The following is a 15,341-nucleotide window of genomic DNA, read 5'->3' as shown; positions in this document are numbered from 1 at the left end:
CACCATATTCTTCTTACCTCTACCTAAGAGTTAAGAGAACAACCTGATTGATGGGCTTATGGGAAAGCATCAATTTAGGCTTACTTTGTGAAGAGTAAGACACAGCCTGGAGGGGTTCCCGAGTGGCCAAAGGGAGCAGACTGTAAATCTGCCGGCACTGCCTTCGATGGTTCGAATCCGTCTCCCTCCACCATATTCTCCTTAATTGGAAAATCGAAAAGCCAACTCATTGAGTTGGCTTTTTTCGTTTCTGTGTATAATATTTTCACTGTACCTGTTACCTTTCTCGCTCAACGCTCTTGATAATCTATCATCCAAGTTAAGAAACTTATCTCAACAACTGAATTAAAACCAAATATGCAGCTACAAACCCTAGGAAAAGGTCGCTTCGAAACTGAGTGGACCGAAGACAAGCAACTAATCGAACAAACCATTCGTGATTGTATTTGTACGAGCAGAATATTTGAGGAAAATGAGAAGTTATTAACTCAAGGAGAGCATGTAGAGAACCTATACCTTGTCGATTCAGGAAGGGTTTCTATGGGGATGACGGCTCGAAACGGTAAAACATTTTTGCTAGGTACTCTCGAGTGTGAGCAACAAGTTTTCGGAGAGATGGAGTTCTTTACCGGATACCGCTGCCAGATGGATATTATGCCCATCGAGCCTGTGAGCGTATCTATCATTGATGCACAAAAACTAAAGAAATATTTGTTAGAGCAACCTAAGCTCTCTCTTTATTTCGCCAGTGCTATCGCTATTGACTATCAAGACACCGTCGAGATCCTAACAAGGCGTCTTCTGTATCCGATCACTTACAATGTTGCCTACGACATTTATCATCAATATTTGAATGACTTACCCGTCGATGGCTTTCAAAAAAATTACCTTGAAGCAGAACGTTTTGCTACGACAGATAGAGTCTACCGCCGCGCAGTGAAAGAGCTTGAGAGCAAAGGTTTTATTGCGAAAGAAAAGAAAGGCTTAAGGATTCTTGATCTAGAAGGACTCAGAAAGTTTGCGGAACAATAAAGGCCTGCGCAAATGCAGACCTTTTCGGGGTCACTTAAAACGGTAACTATTTATGCAGTTTGAGCTTGATTGGCTTGGCTTGCTTTGTACTTTGAAGATGCAATAAGCATCACCAACACAACAGCATAGATAGCAGGGATGGCATACATAACCGTTTGTAAGCCAACAATACTTTCCATCATAGAGCTAATCGCAGGACTAAACATTGCACCAGCACTGCCACTAACCAATATATAAGAAACATTCTTACTTGATGCATTGCGAACAAATGACACACCATAAGCAATGAAAGCATTATAAAGTGCGGCACAAGCAAATCCGTAACCATAAGTCAGGTAAGAGAGCCATTCTAGTTTGTTTGTCGTAACGATGACACTCGTTATTACCATTGCAAGTGTAATGATCGTCAATAAGAAAGACTGAATCTTCATACGCGACACAATGACAGTCGAAACTAAAGCACCAACCAACGCTGCTGACCAATACTGAGTAATAATGCTACCCGCTTGTTCAAATGGAATATCGAACTTCTCTTTCACAAACATTGGAGCCCAAGTTAAGAAGGTATAAAGGGCAAGCATTCCTAAAAATAATCCGATACCACCACTAATAATGCCAAAGTTCCATTCAGACTTTGATTCAGTTTGTGCTGTGCTTTCATCACCACATTGATTGAAGTTAGTCAGCAAAGCGATAAACATTGTTGCCAATGCAACCACGCCAACACTTAAGTAACTGATGCTCCAATTCATTGCATTAGTAAGTGCGTAAGTGGTGATCATTGGGAATACAACACCTGCAATGTTAAATGTCGCGTCTTGTACTACTAACATTGTGCTCTGAATTTTGTCTTTCCATAGTGAAACGACAATAGTACCAGCGATACACAGACCAACACCGCCACAAAAACCAATGATAGCCATACATAGCATCACAATCGATAACAAAGGTGCTATGTAAAGGCCTAATGAGGACAGTGCGATAATCCCGTAGCACAGTACCGTCATACGTTTAATACCGACTTTTTCAATTAAGAAGAAAGCCGCAATTGTACCGGCTAGTGCTCCACCATTTAATAAAGAAAATATTGATGCTACTTCATTTACATTCGCGTTAAATGCATTGGCTATTGGCTCGACCAACATACCAAATTGTGTCGCAAAGCCCGCCATAACGAAATTAGCGAGGAAACTGATAGCAGTGAGTGTCATTTTATTTTTCATTGTTCACTCCAAGGGCTCGTAGGTTAGATGTTTTAATTTGGGAGAGCTTAACTTTAAGCCCTCCACACAGGCTTAAGCTTTGATTGCCGTTTCTAAAGCAATTTCAATCATGTTGTTGAATGAAAGCTGACGCTCTTCTGCTGTCGTCTCCTCACCCGTGATACAATGATCAGATACCGTCAGGATCGCTAATGACTCAATACCAAATTGTTGCGCTAGCCCGTATAAGCCTGCAACTTCCATATCGATACCAAGCACCCCAAAACGCTCCAGCGCAGGAATGAGGTCTTCATCAGGATCGTAATAAAGGTCGCCAGTGAACACGTTGCCAACTTTTACGTCTATATTCTTCTCTTTTGCTGAAAGGTAAGCATTATGTAAAAGCTCAAACGTTGCCGAGGTCGCCATGTGATAGCCACTGCTGCGCTTGGCATTCGTTGGAGAGTCTGTACCGGCGGCTTGTGCCAAAATCACATCACGCATCATCACATTTTTCTGCGTTGCCCCAACACTACCGATACGAATAATGCGCTTCACACCAAAGTCATTAATCAGTTCATGACCATAGAGAACCATTGAAGGTACACCCATGCCATGACCCATTACTGAGATACGTTGCCCTTTGTAATAGCCTGTATATCCAAGCATGTTACGAATATCAGTCACAAGCTTTGCGTCTTCTAAGTAGGTTTCAGCAATGTATTTCGCTCGTAGTGGATCACCCGGCATAATTACCGTAGATGCGAAATCCTCAGCAGTGCCAGCAATATGTGCAGTCATAATGTTTCCTTATTTGTTTTGTTGGCGCAATCATAAGAAGCAATGGTACAAAGCATTGAGGACAAATGTCCGCTTTCAAAGTACTGCCTCTCAAATTTGAATCATCTCTAGCAAAACCATGGCACTCATTGTTCTAAGGACCCAGACATTACTTACTGGTTATCCTAAAAACACAAAAGCCCCTGCAGATCTCTCTGTAGGGGCTTTCAATTATTAGGTGTTATTCCGATTAACTACACATATTGATGTTTAACTAAGTCGTGGAATTAACCTTGAATACCAACAATCAACCAAGGTGCGTTGTCGGTTGTTAGGTCACGCTCTAAGTGCCAGATATCAGTGATGTCTTCTTCGATACCTTCCTCAGAATCACGGTAGCGACCGCTAAACTGTAGGCTTAGCTGTGCTTTGCTGCCGTCATGGTCTGCACGAACGATTTCAGCATCAACGTACATTACGTCTGTATGCTGATCACCGTCTAGCTTGCTACGCTCAGCTTTTAGGTCTTCGAAAAGGCTTGGAGACACGTATTCTTCAATCGTGCTTAGCTCGTTGTGGTTCCATGCACCTTGCAGTGTACGGTAGTGCTCACGAGAGCCGTTGATGAATGCCGCTTGATCAAAACCCGGTGGGTAGTTATGTGGAACATCACTTTGCGCACCAAAACCAAAGCCACCAGCAGTGCCTTGTGATTGAGGTTGTGCTTGCTCGAAGTTATGAACATTTGGCTGTTGCGTTGGTTGTTCAAACTTGTTTTGTCCCATACCGCCGAATGCTGGCTGTTGGCCTCGTGCATTCTGCTGGTTCATAGAACCCTGCTTCGCGCCAAGCATGCCACGTAGGAACTTAAACGCTAGGAAAGCAATCAGACCCATAATCAGAATATCCATGAACTGGATACCTTCAAATGCGCCACCGAAGAATGCTGCTAGTAGACCACCTGCAAGTAAACCGCCTAGCAGACCGCCCATAAGGCCTTTCTTGCTAGAGTTAGCCGCTGTGTTCTTACCGGCTTGATCTTGTCGGATTGAATTCGTGTTCTGTTGTTGCTGTTTGGGTGCAGGAGCCGTTTTGAAACTCTTACCAAAAGACTTACCACCACCAAACTTTTTCGCTTCCGCGATTGGTGTCACCGCGACTGATACCATCAGAATCGCGACTAGTGAGAAAAATCGTTTCATTATTATCCTTTATAGGTTTCTTTATCTTTCGACACCTTAATCATACTCGTTAACAAAGCACAATGAAATATTCACTGTGTTTACACATGTTTCATAATATTGCGGCGATTAGTTAATTACTAAACTAGCGAAGGGATTGACGGCACTCAGGGGCAGCATTAAAATATTGAACGATGTTCATTTACTAGAAACTACTCATGGCACGCAGAAACGACCACACTCGAGAACAATTGATCCAGCTGACTTTAAATACAGTGACAGACTTTTTAGAGCAGCACTCCTATCACGAGTTGAGCCTACGAAAAATCGCGAACATGATTGGTTATGTACCAAGTACACTGGTAAATGTATTCGGTAACTACAATCTTTTGCTTCTTCACGTAGTAGCCAAAACGCTAGATGAACTCGCCGCTGAATCTGCAGCTGCCGTTGAACAATCAAGCAATGCGCAACAAGCGTTATTTAATCTTGCTTACTGCTACCATGACTTTGCGCAAAAGCACCCACACCGTTGGCAGCTTATCTTTGAGCACAACATGAACGGTGAAAACCTACCTGAATGGCAATCCAACCGTATCGATAAGATGACTGGCATGCTAGAGCAATTGTTAATCGCAATTGCACCTGAACATACGGAAAGCGAAGTCGTTAAAGCGAGCCGTGTATTATGGTCTGGCGTGCACGGAATTACACTTCTGAGTGTTGACGATAAGTTTTTCGCATCTGAGCCTATCGATGGTAAAGAGTTGATTAATAACCTAGTCTCAAACTACTTAACCAACTGGTAAGCATTCAAGGAAAGACAATGAACAACAGCAGCCAATCTTCGCTGTTAACGCAAAAAAGGTTCCTACCCTACTTTATTACCCAGTTTCTGGGAGCCTTTAACGACAACATATTCAAAAATGTTCTGTTGCTGTTTGTTGCTTTCGCAAGCGTAGACACACTACCTATCTCCAGCAACCTATTCATAAACTTGGCGGCTGGGCTATTTATTCTGCCCTTCTTCCTGTTCTCAGCTTTAGCTGGTGTACTGGCTGACAAATACGAAAAATCTTGGTTCATCCGTAAAGTGAAGCTGCTTGAAGTGGTGATCATGTCGCTGGGTGCGATTGGTTTTATCTACGAAAGCTACGGTATCTTACTTCTACTTCTGTTTCTAATGGGAACGCAGAGTGCCTTCTTTGGACCGGTAAAATACGCGCTACTCCCTCAGCAACTAGAAACAAAAGAACTCGTTTCAGGTAACGCATTAGTTGAGACAGGTACATTTCTAGCAATTTTAATTGGTACTTTGGGTGCCGGTATTATTGCATCGGAAGAGAGCGCGAAGCTGGTTGCAGCAATTTGTATTGTGTCATTTGCTGTGCTTGGCTACGTATCAAGCTGCTTTATTCCTGAAGCACCAAGCAATGCGCCAGATCTTAAAGTGAAATGGCAGCCAATCAAGCTGACCAAAGCAACACTCGCGATTGCAAAAAAAGACCGACCAACCTTCCAAGCTTTAATGTCTATAAGCTGGTTTTGGTTCCTTGGCGCGACCTACTTAACCCAATTCCCAAACTTCACTAAGCTGCATTTGAATGGCACTGAGAGTTCTGTTGCCTTTTTGCTGGCGCTATTCTCTGTAGGCATTGCCATTGGCTCTCTAGCCTGTGACAAGCTTTCCAATCACCGAATTGAGATCGGCATTGTGCCAATGGGCAGTTTAGGAATTTCAATCTTTGGCTTGCTGATGGCGACATCCATCCCTGAGTCTTTGACCGAGTTTGGCTCTTTCCAGCAATTTGTGACTTACTCCGAGCTATGGCCGCTGTTTGCTTATCTACTGCTACTTGGTATCTCTGGTGGTATCTTTATTGTGCCGCTTTATTCACTGATGCAGCTACGCGCGAAACCAGACGAGCGTGCTCAAGTGATTGCAGGGCTAAATATCTACAACTCGCTGTTCATGGTAGGTAGCGCTGTGATGGGCATCGTATGCTTAAGCGTGCTTGAATTGTCCATTCCACAGCTGTTTGTACTACTGGCTCTGTTGAATACCTTCGTGATGCTTTACCTGTTCTATCAGGTACCCATTTACGCCTTCCGCTTCTTCACTTGGGTCGTCACGCACACCATGTACCGTGTTAAGCACAAGAATCTGCATAACCTACCTGAAAACGGTGGAGCGTTGATTGTTTGTAACCACGTCAGCTATATGGATGCACTGCTACTCAGCGCGGTATGCCCTCGCCTGATTCGTTTTGTCATGGAAGAAGACTATGCCAAGCTTCCACCATTACGACGCTTCTTAAAAAGAGCTGGAGTGATTCCTATCTCATCCACCAACCGCCGCTCGATTCGCAACGCTTTCAACGAGGTTGAACAAGCACTGCATGAAGGTCATATCGTGTGTATCTTCCCAGAAGGTAAACTCACCTCAGATGGCGAGGTTGCGGAATTCATGCGTGGCATGGAGCTGATTATCCGACGCTCTCCCGTACCAGTCATTCCAATGGCTCTCAAAGGATTATGGGGCAGCTACTTTAGCCGCTATAAAGGCCGAGCATGCAAAGGGTTGCCAACTCGTTTCTGGACAAAGCTAGAGATCGAAACAGGTGAGCCAATTTCACCGGCCGATGCCTCTTGTGAAACTCTGCGTCAGGCTGTTGCTGATCTACGTGGCTCTCAAAGATAATTAGCTTAAAATAAGTCCAAATGTCCCTCCTGAACAGACGTTTAGTTTTTCTTAACGTTTGTTCAATTCATTTAGACTTACTTATCATCAAGTTAAGCGTATAGTCTTCGCTACGCTGCCATAACCAGAAACGATAAAAATAATATAATGAAAATGAATAAATCCATTCCATTTTATCTTGCTGCTCTATTTTGCTTAACCCCATGGGTAAGCTCCCCTACTGCGCTGGTTATCGGTTTCCTGCTTGCGAGCTTAGGTTTAGTGCCAGAAAACGTAGAAGTCGGCAAACTGACTAAGAAACTACTGGCCTATTCGATTGTCGGCCTGGGCTTCGGTATTCAGTTTGAGAAAGCACTTGCAGTAACAGGTGACGGTATTGGTTTGATCATCACCACTATCATAGGCACGCTGGTTATTGGCTGGTTCTTAGCAAAACGCATGGGGCTGGACCGTACTACGGGTTACCTGATTTCTTCTGGTACCGCCATTTGTGGTGGTAGCGCGATTGCAGCGGTCGCTCCAGCAATCAAAGCAGAAGACGAACAGATTGGTTTAGCTTTGGCTACCGTCTTTGTATTGAACTCTGTAGCACTGTTCCTATTCCCGATGATTGGTCATGCACTTGAATTGAGCCAACAAACGTTCGGTACCTGGGCTGCGATCGCGATTCACGATACTTCTTCAGTTGTTGGTGCTGCCTCTGCATATGGTGAAGAAGCACTGACTACCGCAACAACACTTAAGCTCGCGCGTGCATTGTGGATCATCCCAATCGCTTTGGTTAGCGCAATGATCTTCAAGAGCGATCAAAAGAAGATTACCGTGCCTTACTTCATTTTCTTCTACTGCGCGGCTATCGCAGTCAGCGACTTGTTGCCACAATTTGAAGTGGTATACCAAGGCATTTTTGACGTGTCTAAGCGTGCATTAGTTGTGTGTCTATTCTTGATTGGCTGCGGTATCTCTGTAGAGAAACTGAAAGCGGCGGGACCAAAGCCGTTGATGTTTGGTATTACGATGTGGGTGATGATTTCTACAGGTTCGTTAGCTTGGTTGACCCTCGCATAACCTCTAGGGAGTTAAATCTCTAACAAGATCACTAAGCTCGAATATCGAAACAGGAAACAAAAAGGCAAAGCTCATATGGGCTTTGCCTTTATCGTTTTTGATACATTTCGACCAATTCGCTATTCAAACAGGGGCTTATCACTCTTCTTGCTCTCTCTTTTCATTAAAACCAATACCACAACTAACACAAATGCAGTAAGTTCAGCTAACGAACGCGTCAGCCCTGACGATGTGATGGCTTGGCCTATCTGCAGTAATACTGCAATGATGAGGGCAATTTTCATAATAAGACCTTATTCTATAATCCGTTATTTATATGGCTTATTATGATGGATGGTTATAAAGATAATAAATTCTGTTTTGAACTATCTAATTGCTAAATTAACTAACCTAGTTCAACTGACCTTCTAACCACTTGATAAAGGTTCTGACTTTAGGCCGCTTTTCGGTACCGAGCGGGCAGATAAGATCATACCCTTTATCTGTCTCCATGCTTGGGTAAGGCGTAATAAGCTCCCCCGTCTCAATGTATTGCTTCACAAAGTGATAACGCCCCATCGCAACGCCAATATTGAACAAAGCACTCTTAACGCCCATATCTCGGTGACTCACACAATAAAACTGCTCGAACAGATTCACATCCAAATTATTGTGCTTAATCCAGCGCTGCCAAACGTCGGAGCCTAACGCATGAATAAAGTTAATCCTATTAAGCGACTCCAAACCATCATCAAAGATCTTGTGTTCTGCAGCATAACTCGGCGTACAAACCGGAATGTACTTTTCACCAAAAAGGCGTTGTCGGTGCATGTCTTTAAGATCTTCCGCACCGTAATAGATTGCTATATCAAGGTGGTTTTGGTGAAAGTCCTGTTCCTCTTGCGAAAAGATATTGAGATTAAACTTAGGGTATCTTTTCTTAAAGTCTGCGAGCCTAGGCAACAACCAGCTATTAGCAAACGCTGGGCTAGTACCAATATTGATCTGCCCATAGAGATCGGTGTTGGTAATGTCTTCAATCTCACCAAAAATCGAGCTTAACGACTTAGACAAAGTTCGTTGAAAGCGCTGACCTTCTTCGGTCAACTCAAGCTTGCGTGTGCCTCGTACAAACAAGTTAAAGCCAAGCTCACCTTCTAACACCTTAATACGATGACTCACCGCTCCTTGTGTTAAATGAAGCTTTTTAGCAGCCAGCGTAAAGCTCATTTTCTCTGCTGCGACATTAAAGGTATGAAGATTTCTAAGTAAAGACTGATGGTTTGCCATAAGCACTCATGCATTAAAAATTTTAATTCATGGTACTACCCGTTTCGTTTGTTTGCATTAAGAAATAAGTTTCTAATAGCCGCAGTTACTTAAAATACTGCATTGATCAATATTTGGTTGCAAATACTGGTGAGCAGAAACATTAAAAAAATTAATTTCAAAATTTAGGGGCACGTATGAATATACTTGGGTATATGCAAAAAGTAGGTAAGGCATTGATGGTTCCCGTAGCCACACTGCCAGCTGCGGCAATCCTTATGGGTATTGGCTACTGGTTGGATCCTGTTGGATGGGGTTCGGAAAGTATTTTTGCCGCATTCTTGATCAAATCTGGCGGTGCGATCATTGATAACATGGCCGTTCTCTTTGCAGTCGGTGTCGCATTTGGCTTAAGCCGAGACAAAAATGGCTCTGCGGCGCTATCTGGTTTCGTGATGTTCCTTGTCGTCACCACGTTGCTAAACCCAGGCTCAGTCGCACAGTTGCTTAATGTTGAGGCAAGTGAAGTGCCAGCCGCTTTTGGCAAAATCAGCAACCAATTCGTAGGTATCATTGTGGGTATCATCTCTGCTGAGATCTACAACCGCTACTCAACCGTTGAACTTCCTCAAGCTCTAGCGTTCTTCAGCGGTAAGCGTTTGGTTCCTATCCTGACCTCAATCGCAGGTATGGCTCTCTCCTTTGCTCTTCTTTACATCTGGCCAGCTGTTTACGACGCTCTGATCGTTCTGGGTATTAAACTAGAAAGCATGGGCGCAGTCGGTGCTGGTCTGTTTGGTTTCTTCAACCGTTTGTTCCTATCAGTTGGTATGCACCACGCTCTTTACCCTGTGTTCTGGTTCGACGTTGTCGGTATTAACGACATTCCAAACTTCCTAGGCGGCGCGCAATCTATCGCTAACGGTACGGGTATTCCAGGGAAAACTGGCATGTACCAAGCGGGCTTCTTCCCTATCATGATGTTTGGCCTACCAGCAGCAGCATTGGCGATGTATCACTGTTCTGATGCGAAAAATAAGAACCAAGTATTCGCTATCATGCTTGCGGCAGCTATGGCTTCATTCTTCACGGGTATCACAGAGCCACTAGAATTCAGCTTCATGTTCCTTGCTCCTGTACTGTTCCTACTGCACGCAGTATTAACAGGTCTATCACTTTACATTGCGGCAAGCATGGAATGGATGGCAGGCTTCGGATTCTCAGCAGGATTTGTTGACCTGGTACTGTCTAGCCAAAACCCACTAGCAGTGAACTGGTACATGCTATTGGTGCAAGGTGTTGTGTTCTTCGCGCTGTACTACTGCATCTTCCGCTTCGCTATCATCAAATTCAACCTACGTACTCCAGGTCGTGGTGAAGAGATGGAAGCTGAAGGCGAGACTGCATCTCCTGAAGCACTCGTGAACCTAACTAACAACTACATTGAAGCGATTGGCGGTGCGGACAACATCCTAGAAGTTGATAACTGCATCACTCGCCTACGCCTAACGGTAAAAGACTCTTCAATCGCCGACAGTGACAAACTGAAGAAACTAGGAGCAGCAGGTGTGGTTCCGGTGGGTAAAGGTGGACTGCAAGTTATCATTGGCTTAGGAAAAGTGGATAAGGTCGCAGAACAAATGAAAAAGGCTCTCGCTTAACACGGCACCTTTTGATGACAAGATAAAACAATAAGAATTTGTGATGGCTTCACCACCATCACACCCCCCTGAAGCGCAATTACGACTAGTCACCGTGTATTGCGCTTCGTTTTATTTAGAACGAACCTCTTGTAACCACTGCGCCAATCCCGCTCTCGATACCTTGATGCCTAATTGTTCTTGCTCTGGCATGCGGTAGTAGTCGATAGGGAACTTAAATCGCTCTAGGCTTCCTTGTAGCTGTTCGGCAAACCACACTTTGGTTGGCATTTCATCACAGTCAATAATCGCAACGGGTCTAAAGCCAAATTCACTGTCTTCAACGGGTATAATAAAGGCTTGCTTAACCTCAGGAAGTTGACCAAGTGCCCTCTCAATTTCTTCACAGTGAATATTCTCACCGCCAGAAATAAACTGATTATCGGCTCTGCCAATAATCGACACTTGCTCGCCATGCCATTGACCAAGATCTTTACTATCAAACCAGCCATTCTCATCCACTAAAGGGGTTAAAGTACCTTGATAGTAGTAACCAGAAGCGAGGGTATTACCTCCAATATAGATACGTTGGTTTTCTATTTTCAATTGGCGATGATTAAGCACAAAACCGGCAGTGCTGTTCGCATCAACAAGCTTTGCTGTCACCGTTGAGGCCGCTTCCGTCATGCCATAACCAAGCCAAGTCTCAATCCCCATTTGCTGAGCTTCAAGGCCAAGTGCTTCTGGAATATGGCTACCACCTAACAGCACATGAGTTAAAGTAAGTGCTTGCTTACTCTTTAATAATCTATGTAGTTGAGTAGCGACCAACGAAGCATGGCTACAGCCCTTGATATCGGATTCAAGCTGACCAATACCCATTTTTATACAGCCACCAGCAACCAGCCAACGATGAACAATCGCCAGCCCCGACACATGGTACATAGGTAAACTCAGCAGCCAAGTATCACTGCCTTTAAATTGGAAGGCGTCCAGTAACCCGGCAGCAGAACATAAGTGCTGCTCAAGTGTGTGAGCCACCGCTTTAGGGTTTCCGGTAGAACCTGAAGTGAATACGATACTCGCTAGATTTTGCGGATTGAAGTTGGACTCTTGAGATGTCGTTATCCAACTGTCATCACCATCGACCTTCACTTCATTTAAACAAGGTAAGGTCACCAACTGAGTATTCAAATCAGCAGTCTCTGATTGCTCTATCCCGCTATTGCCCAAGAGCCAAAGGTAGCTTTGTTGATCTGATTGATATAAGGAATCGAGCTTTTGCTTGAGGCGTAAACTAGGCTGAGGCATCGTAAACGCACAAACCACACCCAAATTGAGTGCGGCAAGGTAAGCCGGGATCACTTCAGCTTGATTCTTACCAACAATAGTCAGTACATCACCTTCAGATAGGCCTTGATGAGATAGCTGTTGTTGGTACTGACTAACCAACACAAACACTTGCTGCCAAGTATAAGTGCGGTGAGTAGTCACTAACGCTGGTTGAAGTGGGTTTTGCTGCGCCCACTGTACCCAGAGCGGGTGATGATTAGATTGTGGGCGCATCATATGATAACCAAAAATAGATTAATAACTTACTGAGCTAACTAAATTGCCATTCAAATAGCTCGGTCTAAGAAGACCAAATCAGTTGCTGCAGTTCAAGACTCACAACAGGAAGCTGGCAACCTGGCCATGGCAATTCTAGCTGTTGTTGATACAAACCAATCGTATCAAGCCCCGGCACTTCATTAGGCAAGTACTGCTGTGCCAATCGCGCAATCTGAGTTAAGCCAAGGCTCGACTCAATACTTGAGCTTAGAACAGGCTTAATGCCAAGTTGTTGTGCACGTTCAATGATTGCCACACAGCGCTCTACCGAGCCGATTAAGGTTGGTTTAATTACCACAGCCTTAACACCAGTTAAATCACTTAAATCAAACTCAGGGTTACGCACCGCCTCTTGCAGTGTCTCGTCCCAAGCAATTGCTACGCCATGGTCGATGGCAAAGGCCAAGCTATCTTCTGGCTTTTGGCAAGGCTCTTCAATAAAGCTAATGCGCTGACGAAGTGATGGCGAAATGTATTTAATGAACTGCTTCGCTTTTTCAGGCTTCCACGCTCGGTTAGCATCAAGTCGTAGCGTTAAATCAGGGATCGATTCAAGGAATAAGCTCACCAGCATCCCATCACGGATCGCTTCGTAAAGACCAACTTTGACTTTAGCGACCTTCTCACCTTCCATCTCATTTAGCACAGGGATCAGTTCATCTGGGTCACCCGTACATAGAGGTGCAGCTTGGTAGTTGCCTTCCGCATTGAGTTCGCCTTGAAGCTCCATCAACGCCATTGAAAAACCAAACGCCACTGACGGATAAAGTTCATCAAATGGGGTGTTAGGTTTGTTGTGACTCCAAAGCTCTAGCTCGTTTTGTAACTGAATGCCGGCTTGCTCGGCATCTTCTTGGCTAAAGCCCGGCAAAGGTGCGACTTCGCCAAAAGCAGACTTGCCATCACACTCAAGATGGATAATGTAGCCAACACGTTCGTTCAACTTACTATCACGCAGCACCACTCCACTATCCATAGGTAGTTGATAACGATACAGTTTAGCGTGACGCTGGGAATTCATTGAATTCATAAGGTTTCCTAAAAAACGGGAACATTAAAACAAAACGAGCCGCTATTTAGCGACTCATTCTGAAGAGGATAAAACTATGGGTTACGCGGGAATTTGTCGAAATCAGGTCGACGTTTCTCGTTAAACGCATTACGGCCTTCTTGGCCTTCCTCTGTCATGTAGAACATCATGGTTGCATTACCTGCAAGCTCTTGCAGACCGGCTTGGCCATCACAGTCGGCATTCAGCGCTGCTTTCAGACAACGTAGCGCCATTGGGCTGTGTTGCAGAACTTCACGACACCAACGAACGGTTTCTTTTTCTAGATCAGCGACAGGCACAACCGTGTTCACCAAGCCCATATCCAGTGCTTCTTGAGCATCGTAGAAACGGCACAGGAACCAGATTTCACGAGCTTTCTTCTGACCAACGATACGAGCCATGTAAGAAGCACCCCAACCGCCATCGAATGAACCCACTTTAGGGCCAGTCTGACCAAATTGAGCGTTGTCTGCTGCAATAGTAAGGTCAGCCATCATATGAAGCACGTGACCACCACCTACTGCCCAGCCAGATACCGCTGCGATTACTGGTTTAGGACAAGTACGGATTTGGCGTTGGAAATCAAGCACGTTTAGGTGGTGTGTACCTGAATCATCTTGATAGCCGCCGTAGTCACCACGAATACTTTGGTCACCACCAGAACAGAAAGCCTTCTCACCAAGACCCGTTAGAATGATTACGCCAACTTTCTCGTCATAACGAGCATCGGCCAGTGCATTGATCATCTCTTTTACGGTTTGTGGACGGAACGCATTGTGCACTTGAGGGCGAGCAATCGTGATTTTCGCAATACCGTCATCAGACTTGTGGTATTGAATATCTTCATATTGACTGCTTTCATCGCGCCAATTAACGGCTGCGTAAAGTTCTTCTTCTGTGATGCCTACTGTTTTAGCCATGGTGATTCCCATTGTTCTATTAGAGAGCGCGACTAGCGTAGAGTCGCGACGGTGTTGCTCTGCTTTCTATAGCGCTTGATACGAGAGACTCGCTCAGTCAGTTCATCAACGACTGGCGATACATTGGATAATCAAGTTTGAAAACATCTCTGGTTGTTCAAAATGAACATTATGACCAGCGTAATCAACCTGACTATATTCAAAGCCACTATTCTCAGCTAGCTCCATGAATTTACGATCTTTTTCACCACATACATAGTGCAAAATATGCTCATGAGATTTCAATGTAGCACGTAAATCAGGTTGCTTCGCTAACGAAGTAGATAACAACATATTTGCTACGGATACTCCAAGGTTACCACTACGCTTTATGACCAAAGTTTGTCTTTGCTCATGATTTAGTGAAGAAAAGACGCTTTGTTGGTACCAATCGTCTAAAACATCCTCAATCGACTGCTGTGCAAAGCGCACGGCCCATTGCGTATCATGTACTAACCTTTGTGCTCTTTCTTCGTCACACTCTAAGCCAAAGTTACCACCTTCGATGATGACTTTTTCAATGTTGAGTGTTTCAAAGCAAGGGCTTGTCACCCCATACATGGCGAGCCTTCCTCCCATTGAGTAGCCAATCACCACGATAGGATAATCGGCAGGAAGATCGTTGAGAGCCAGCTGAGATGTGATGCACTGAACAATCTTGGTGCAGCAGTGTTCAAAGCCTACTGGATCAATAAAACGGCTTTGTCCGTGTCCGGGTAAATCTATGCAAAGACGAGGAAAATCTTCGAGGAAGGGGTGGCATGCACTCCAATCATCCCCGCTTCCGAGTAAACCATGTAAGAAAACAAGCAAAGGTTTGTCAGAAGGTACTTGTGCAGCTGGGTAATAATTGGAGTAAAGCATGTAA

At 44.5% G+C, this 15,341-nt stretch carries 14 protein-coding genes and 1 tRNA gene; 6 read left to right on the top strand and 9 right to left on the bottom strand.

The features are described 5' to 3' along the window. Nucleotides 1-108: 108 nt before the first annotated feature. Nucleotides 109-193: transfer RNA gene (locus F0251_RS00495), tRNA-Tyr, on the top strand. Between the two features lie 164 nt (nt 194-357). Then, nucleotides 358-1,032: a Crp/Fnr family transcriptional regulator gene (locus F0251_RS00490; RefSeq protein WP_061033643.1), complete on the top strand. Its 675-nt coding sequence runs from the start codon at nt 358-360 to the stop codon at nt 1,030-1,032. A gap of 50 nt (nt 1,033-1,082) precedes the next feature. On the opposite strand, the gene tsgA is transcribed toward F0251_RS00490, so the two are convergent. The 3 genes from tsgA to F0251_RS00475 form a co-directional block, all read right to left on the bottom strand. Next, nucleotides 1,083-2,255 carry an MFS transporter TsgA gene (gene tsgA, locus F0251_RS00485; RefSeq protein WP_171730096.1) on the bottom strand — a complete coding sequence of 391 codons (1,173 nt, stop codon included), beginning with the start codon at nt 2,253-2,255 and terminating at the stop codon, nt 1,083-1,085. 72 nt (nt 2,256-2,327) lie between these two features. Then, nucleotides 2,328-3,035: a purine-nucleoside phosphorylase gene (gene deoD, locus F0251_RS00480; protein WP_061033645.1), complete on the bottom strand. Its 708-nt coding sequence runs from the start codon at nt 3,033-3,035 to the stop codon at nt 2,328-2,330. Nucleotides 3,036-3,301: 266 nt separating this feature from the next. Beyond that, entirely contained in the window at nt 3,302-4,216 is a 915-nt protein-coding gene (locus F0251_RS00475; RefSeq protein ID WP_061033646.1) for a Tim44 domain-containing protein, read from the bottom strand. Between the two features lie 197 nt (nt 4,217-4,413). On the opposite strand from F0251_RS00475, the gene F0251_RS00470 reads away from it, so the two are divergent. The 3 genes from F0251_RS00470 to F0251_RS00460 all read left to right on the top strand — a co-directional run bounded on the left by F0251_RS00470 (nt 4,414) and on the right by F0251_RS00460 (nt 7,964). Beyond that, nucleotides 4,414-5,004 (top strand): TetR/AcrR family transcriptional regulator, encoded by a 591-nt coding sequence (locus F0251_RS00470; protein ID WP_008220667.1) that lies wholly within the window; start codon nt 4,414-4,416, stop codon nt 5,002-5,004. Between the two features lie 17 nt (nt 5,005-5,021). Then, a complete protein-coding gene (locus tag F0251_RS00465) occupies nt 5,022-6,896 on the top strand; it encodes an MFS transporter (protein ID WP_171730095.1) in 1,875 nt (624 codons plus the stop codon). Nucleotides 6,897-7,043: 147 nt separating this feature from the next. Then, on the top strand, nt 7,044-7,964 hold the full coding sequence (locus F0251_RS00460) for a YeiH family protein (RefSeq protein ID WP_061033648.1): 921 nt from the start codon (nt 7,044-7,046) through the stop codon (nt 7,962-7,964). 119 nt (nt 7,965-8,083) lie between these two features. Here F0251_RS00460 and F0251_RS00455 read toward each other — a convergent pair whose 3' ends face one another. Then, nucleotides 8,084-8,248 carry a hypothetical protein gene (locus F0251_RS00455; RefSeq protein ID WP_008220662.1) on the bottom strand — a complete coding sequence of 55 codons (165 nt, stop codon included), beginning with the start codon at nt 8,246-8,248 and terminating at the stop codon, nt 8,084-8,086. A 106-nt stretch (nt 8,249-8,354) separates the two neighbouring features. Next, entirely contained in the window at nt 8,355-9,233 is an 879-nt protein-coding gene (locus tag F0251_RS00450) for a LysR substrate-binding domain-containing protein (RefSeq protein WP_105059192.1), read from the bottom strand. A gap of 194 nt (nt 9,234-9,427) precedes the next feature. On the opposite strand from F0251_RS00450, the gene nagE reads away from it, so the two are divergent. Beyond that, nucleotides 9,428-10,873: an N-acetylglucosamine-specific PTS transporter subunit IIBC gene (gene nagE, locus F0251_RS00445; protein ID WP_171730223.1), complete on the top strand. Its 1,446-nt coding sequence runs from the start codon at nt 9,428-9,430 to the stop codon at nt 10,871-10,873. A gap of 111 nt (nt 10,874-10,984) precedes the next feature. Here nagE and menE read toward each other — a convergent pair whose 3' ends face one another. The 4 genes from menE to menH form a co-directional block, all read right to left on the bottom strand. After that, on the bottom strand, nt 10,985-12,421 hold the full coding sequence (menE, locus tag F0251_RS00440) for an o-succinylbenzoate--CoA ligase (protein WP_171730094.1): 1,437 nt from the start codon (nt 12,419-12,421) through the stop codon (nt 10,985-10,987). 64 nt (nt 12,422-12,485) lie between these two features. Continuing rightward, nucleotides 12,486-13,493: an o-succinylbenzoate synthase gene (menC, locus tag F0251_RS00435; RefSeq protein ID WP_171730093.1), complete on the bottom strand. Its 1,008-nt coding sequence runs from the start codon at nt 13,491-13,493 to the stop codon at nt 12,486-12,488. A 74-nt stretch (nt 13,494-13,567) separates the two neighbouring features. After that, nucleotides 13,568-14,434, bottom strand: a complete 867-nt coding sequence (menB, locus tag F0251_RS00430; RefSeq protein WP_171730092.1) for a 1,4-dihydroxy-2-naphthoyl-CoA synthase — start codon at nt 14,432-14,434, stop codon at nt 13,568-13,570. 105 nt (nt 14,435-14,539) lie between these two features. Continuing rightward, nucleotides 14,540-15,337, bottom strand: coding sequence for a 2-succinyl-6-hydroxy-2,4-cyclohexadiene-1-carboxylate synthase (gene menH / locus F0251_RS00425; RefSeq protein WP_171730091.1), 798 nt, complete (start codon nt 15,335-15,337; stop codon nt 14,540-14,542). Nucleotides 15,338-15,341: the final 4 nt, after the last annotated feature.

The organism is Vibrio sp. 070316B (assembly GCF_013114115.1).
GTDB classification, from domain to species: Bacteria; Pseudomonadota; Gammaproteobacteria; order Enterobacterales; family Vibrionaceae; genus Vibrio; species Vibrio chagasii_B.
Note: the sequence above shows the minus strand (reverse complement) of the source record. Positions and strands in the feature narration are given on the sequence as shown.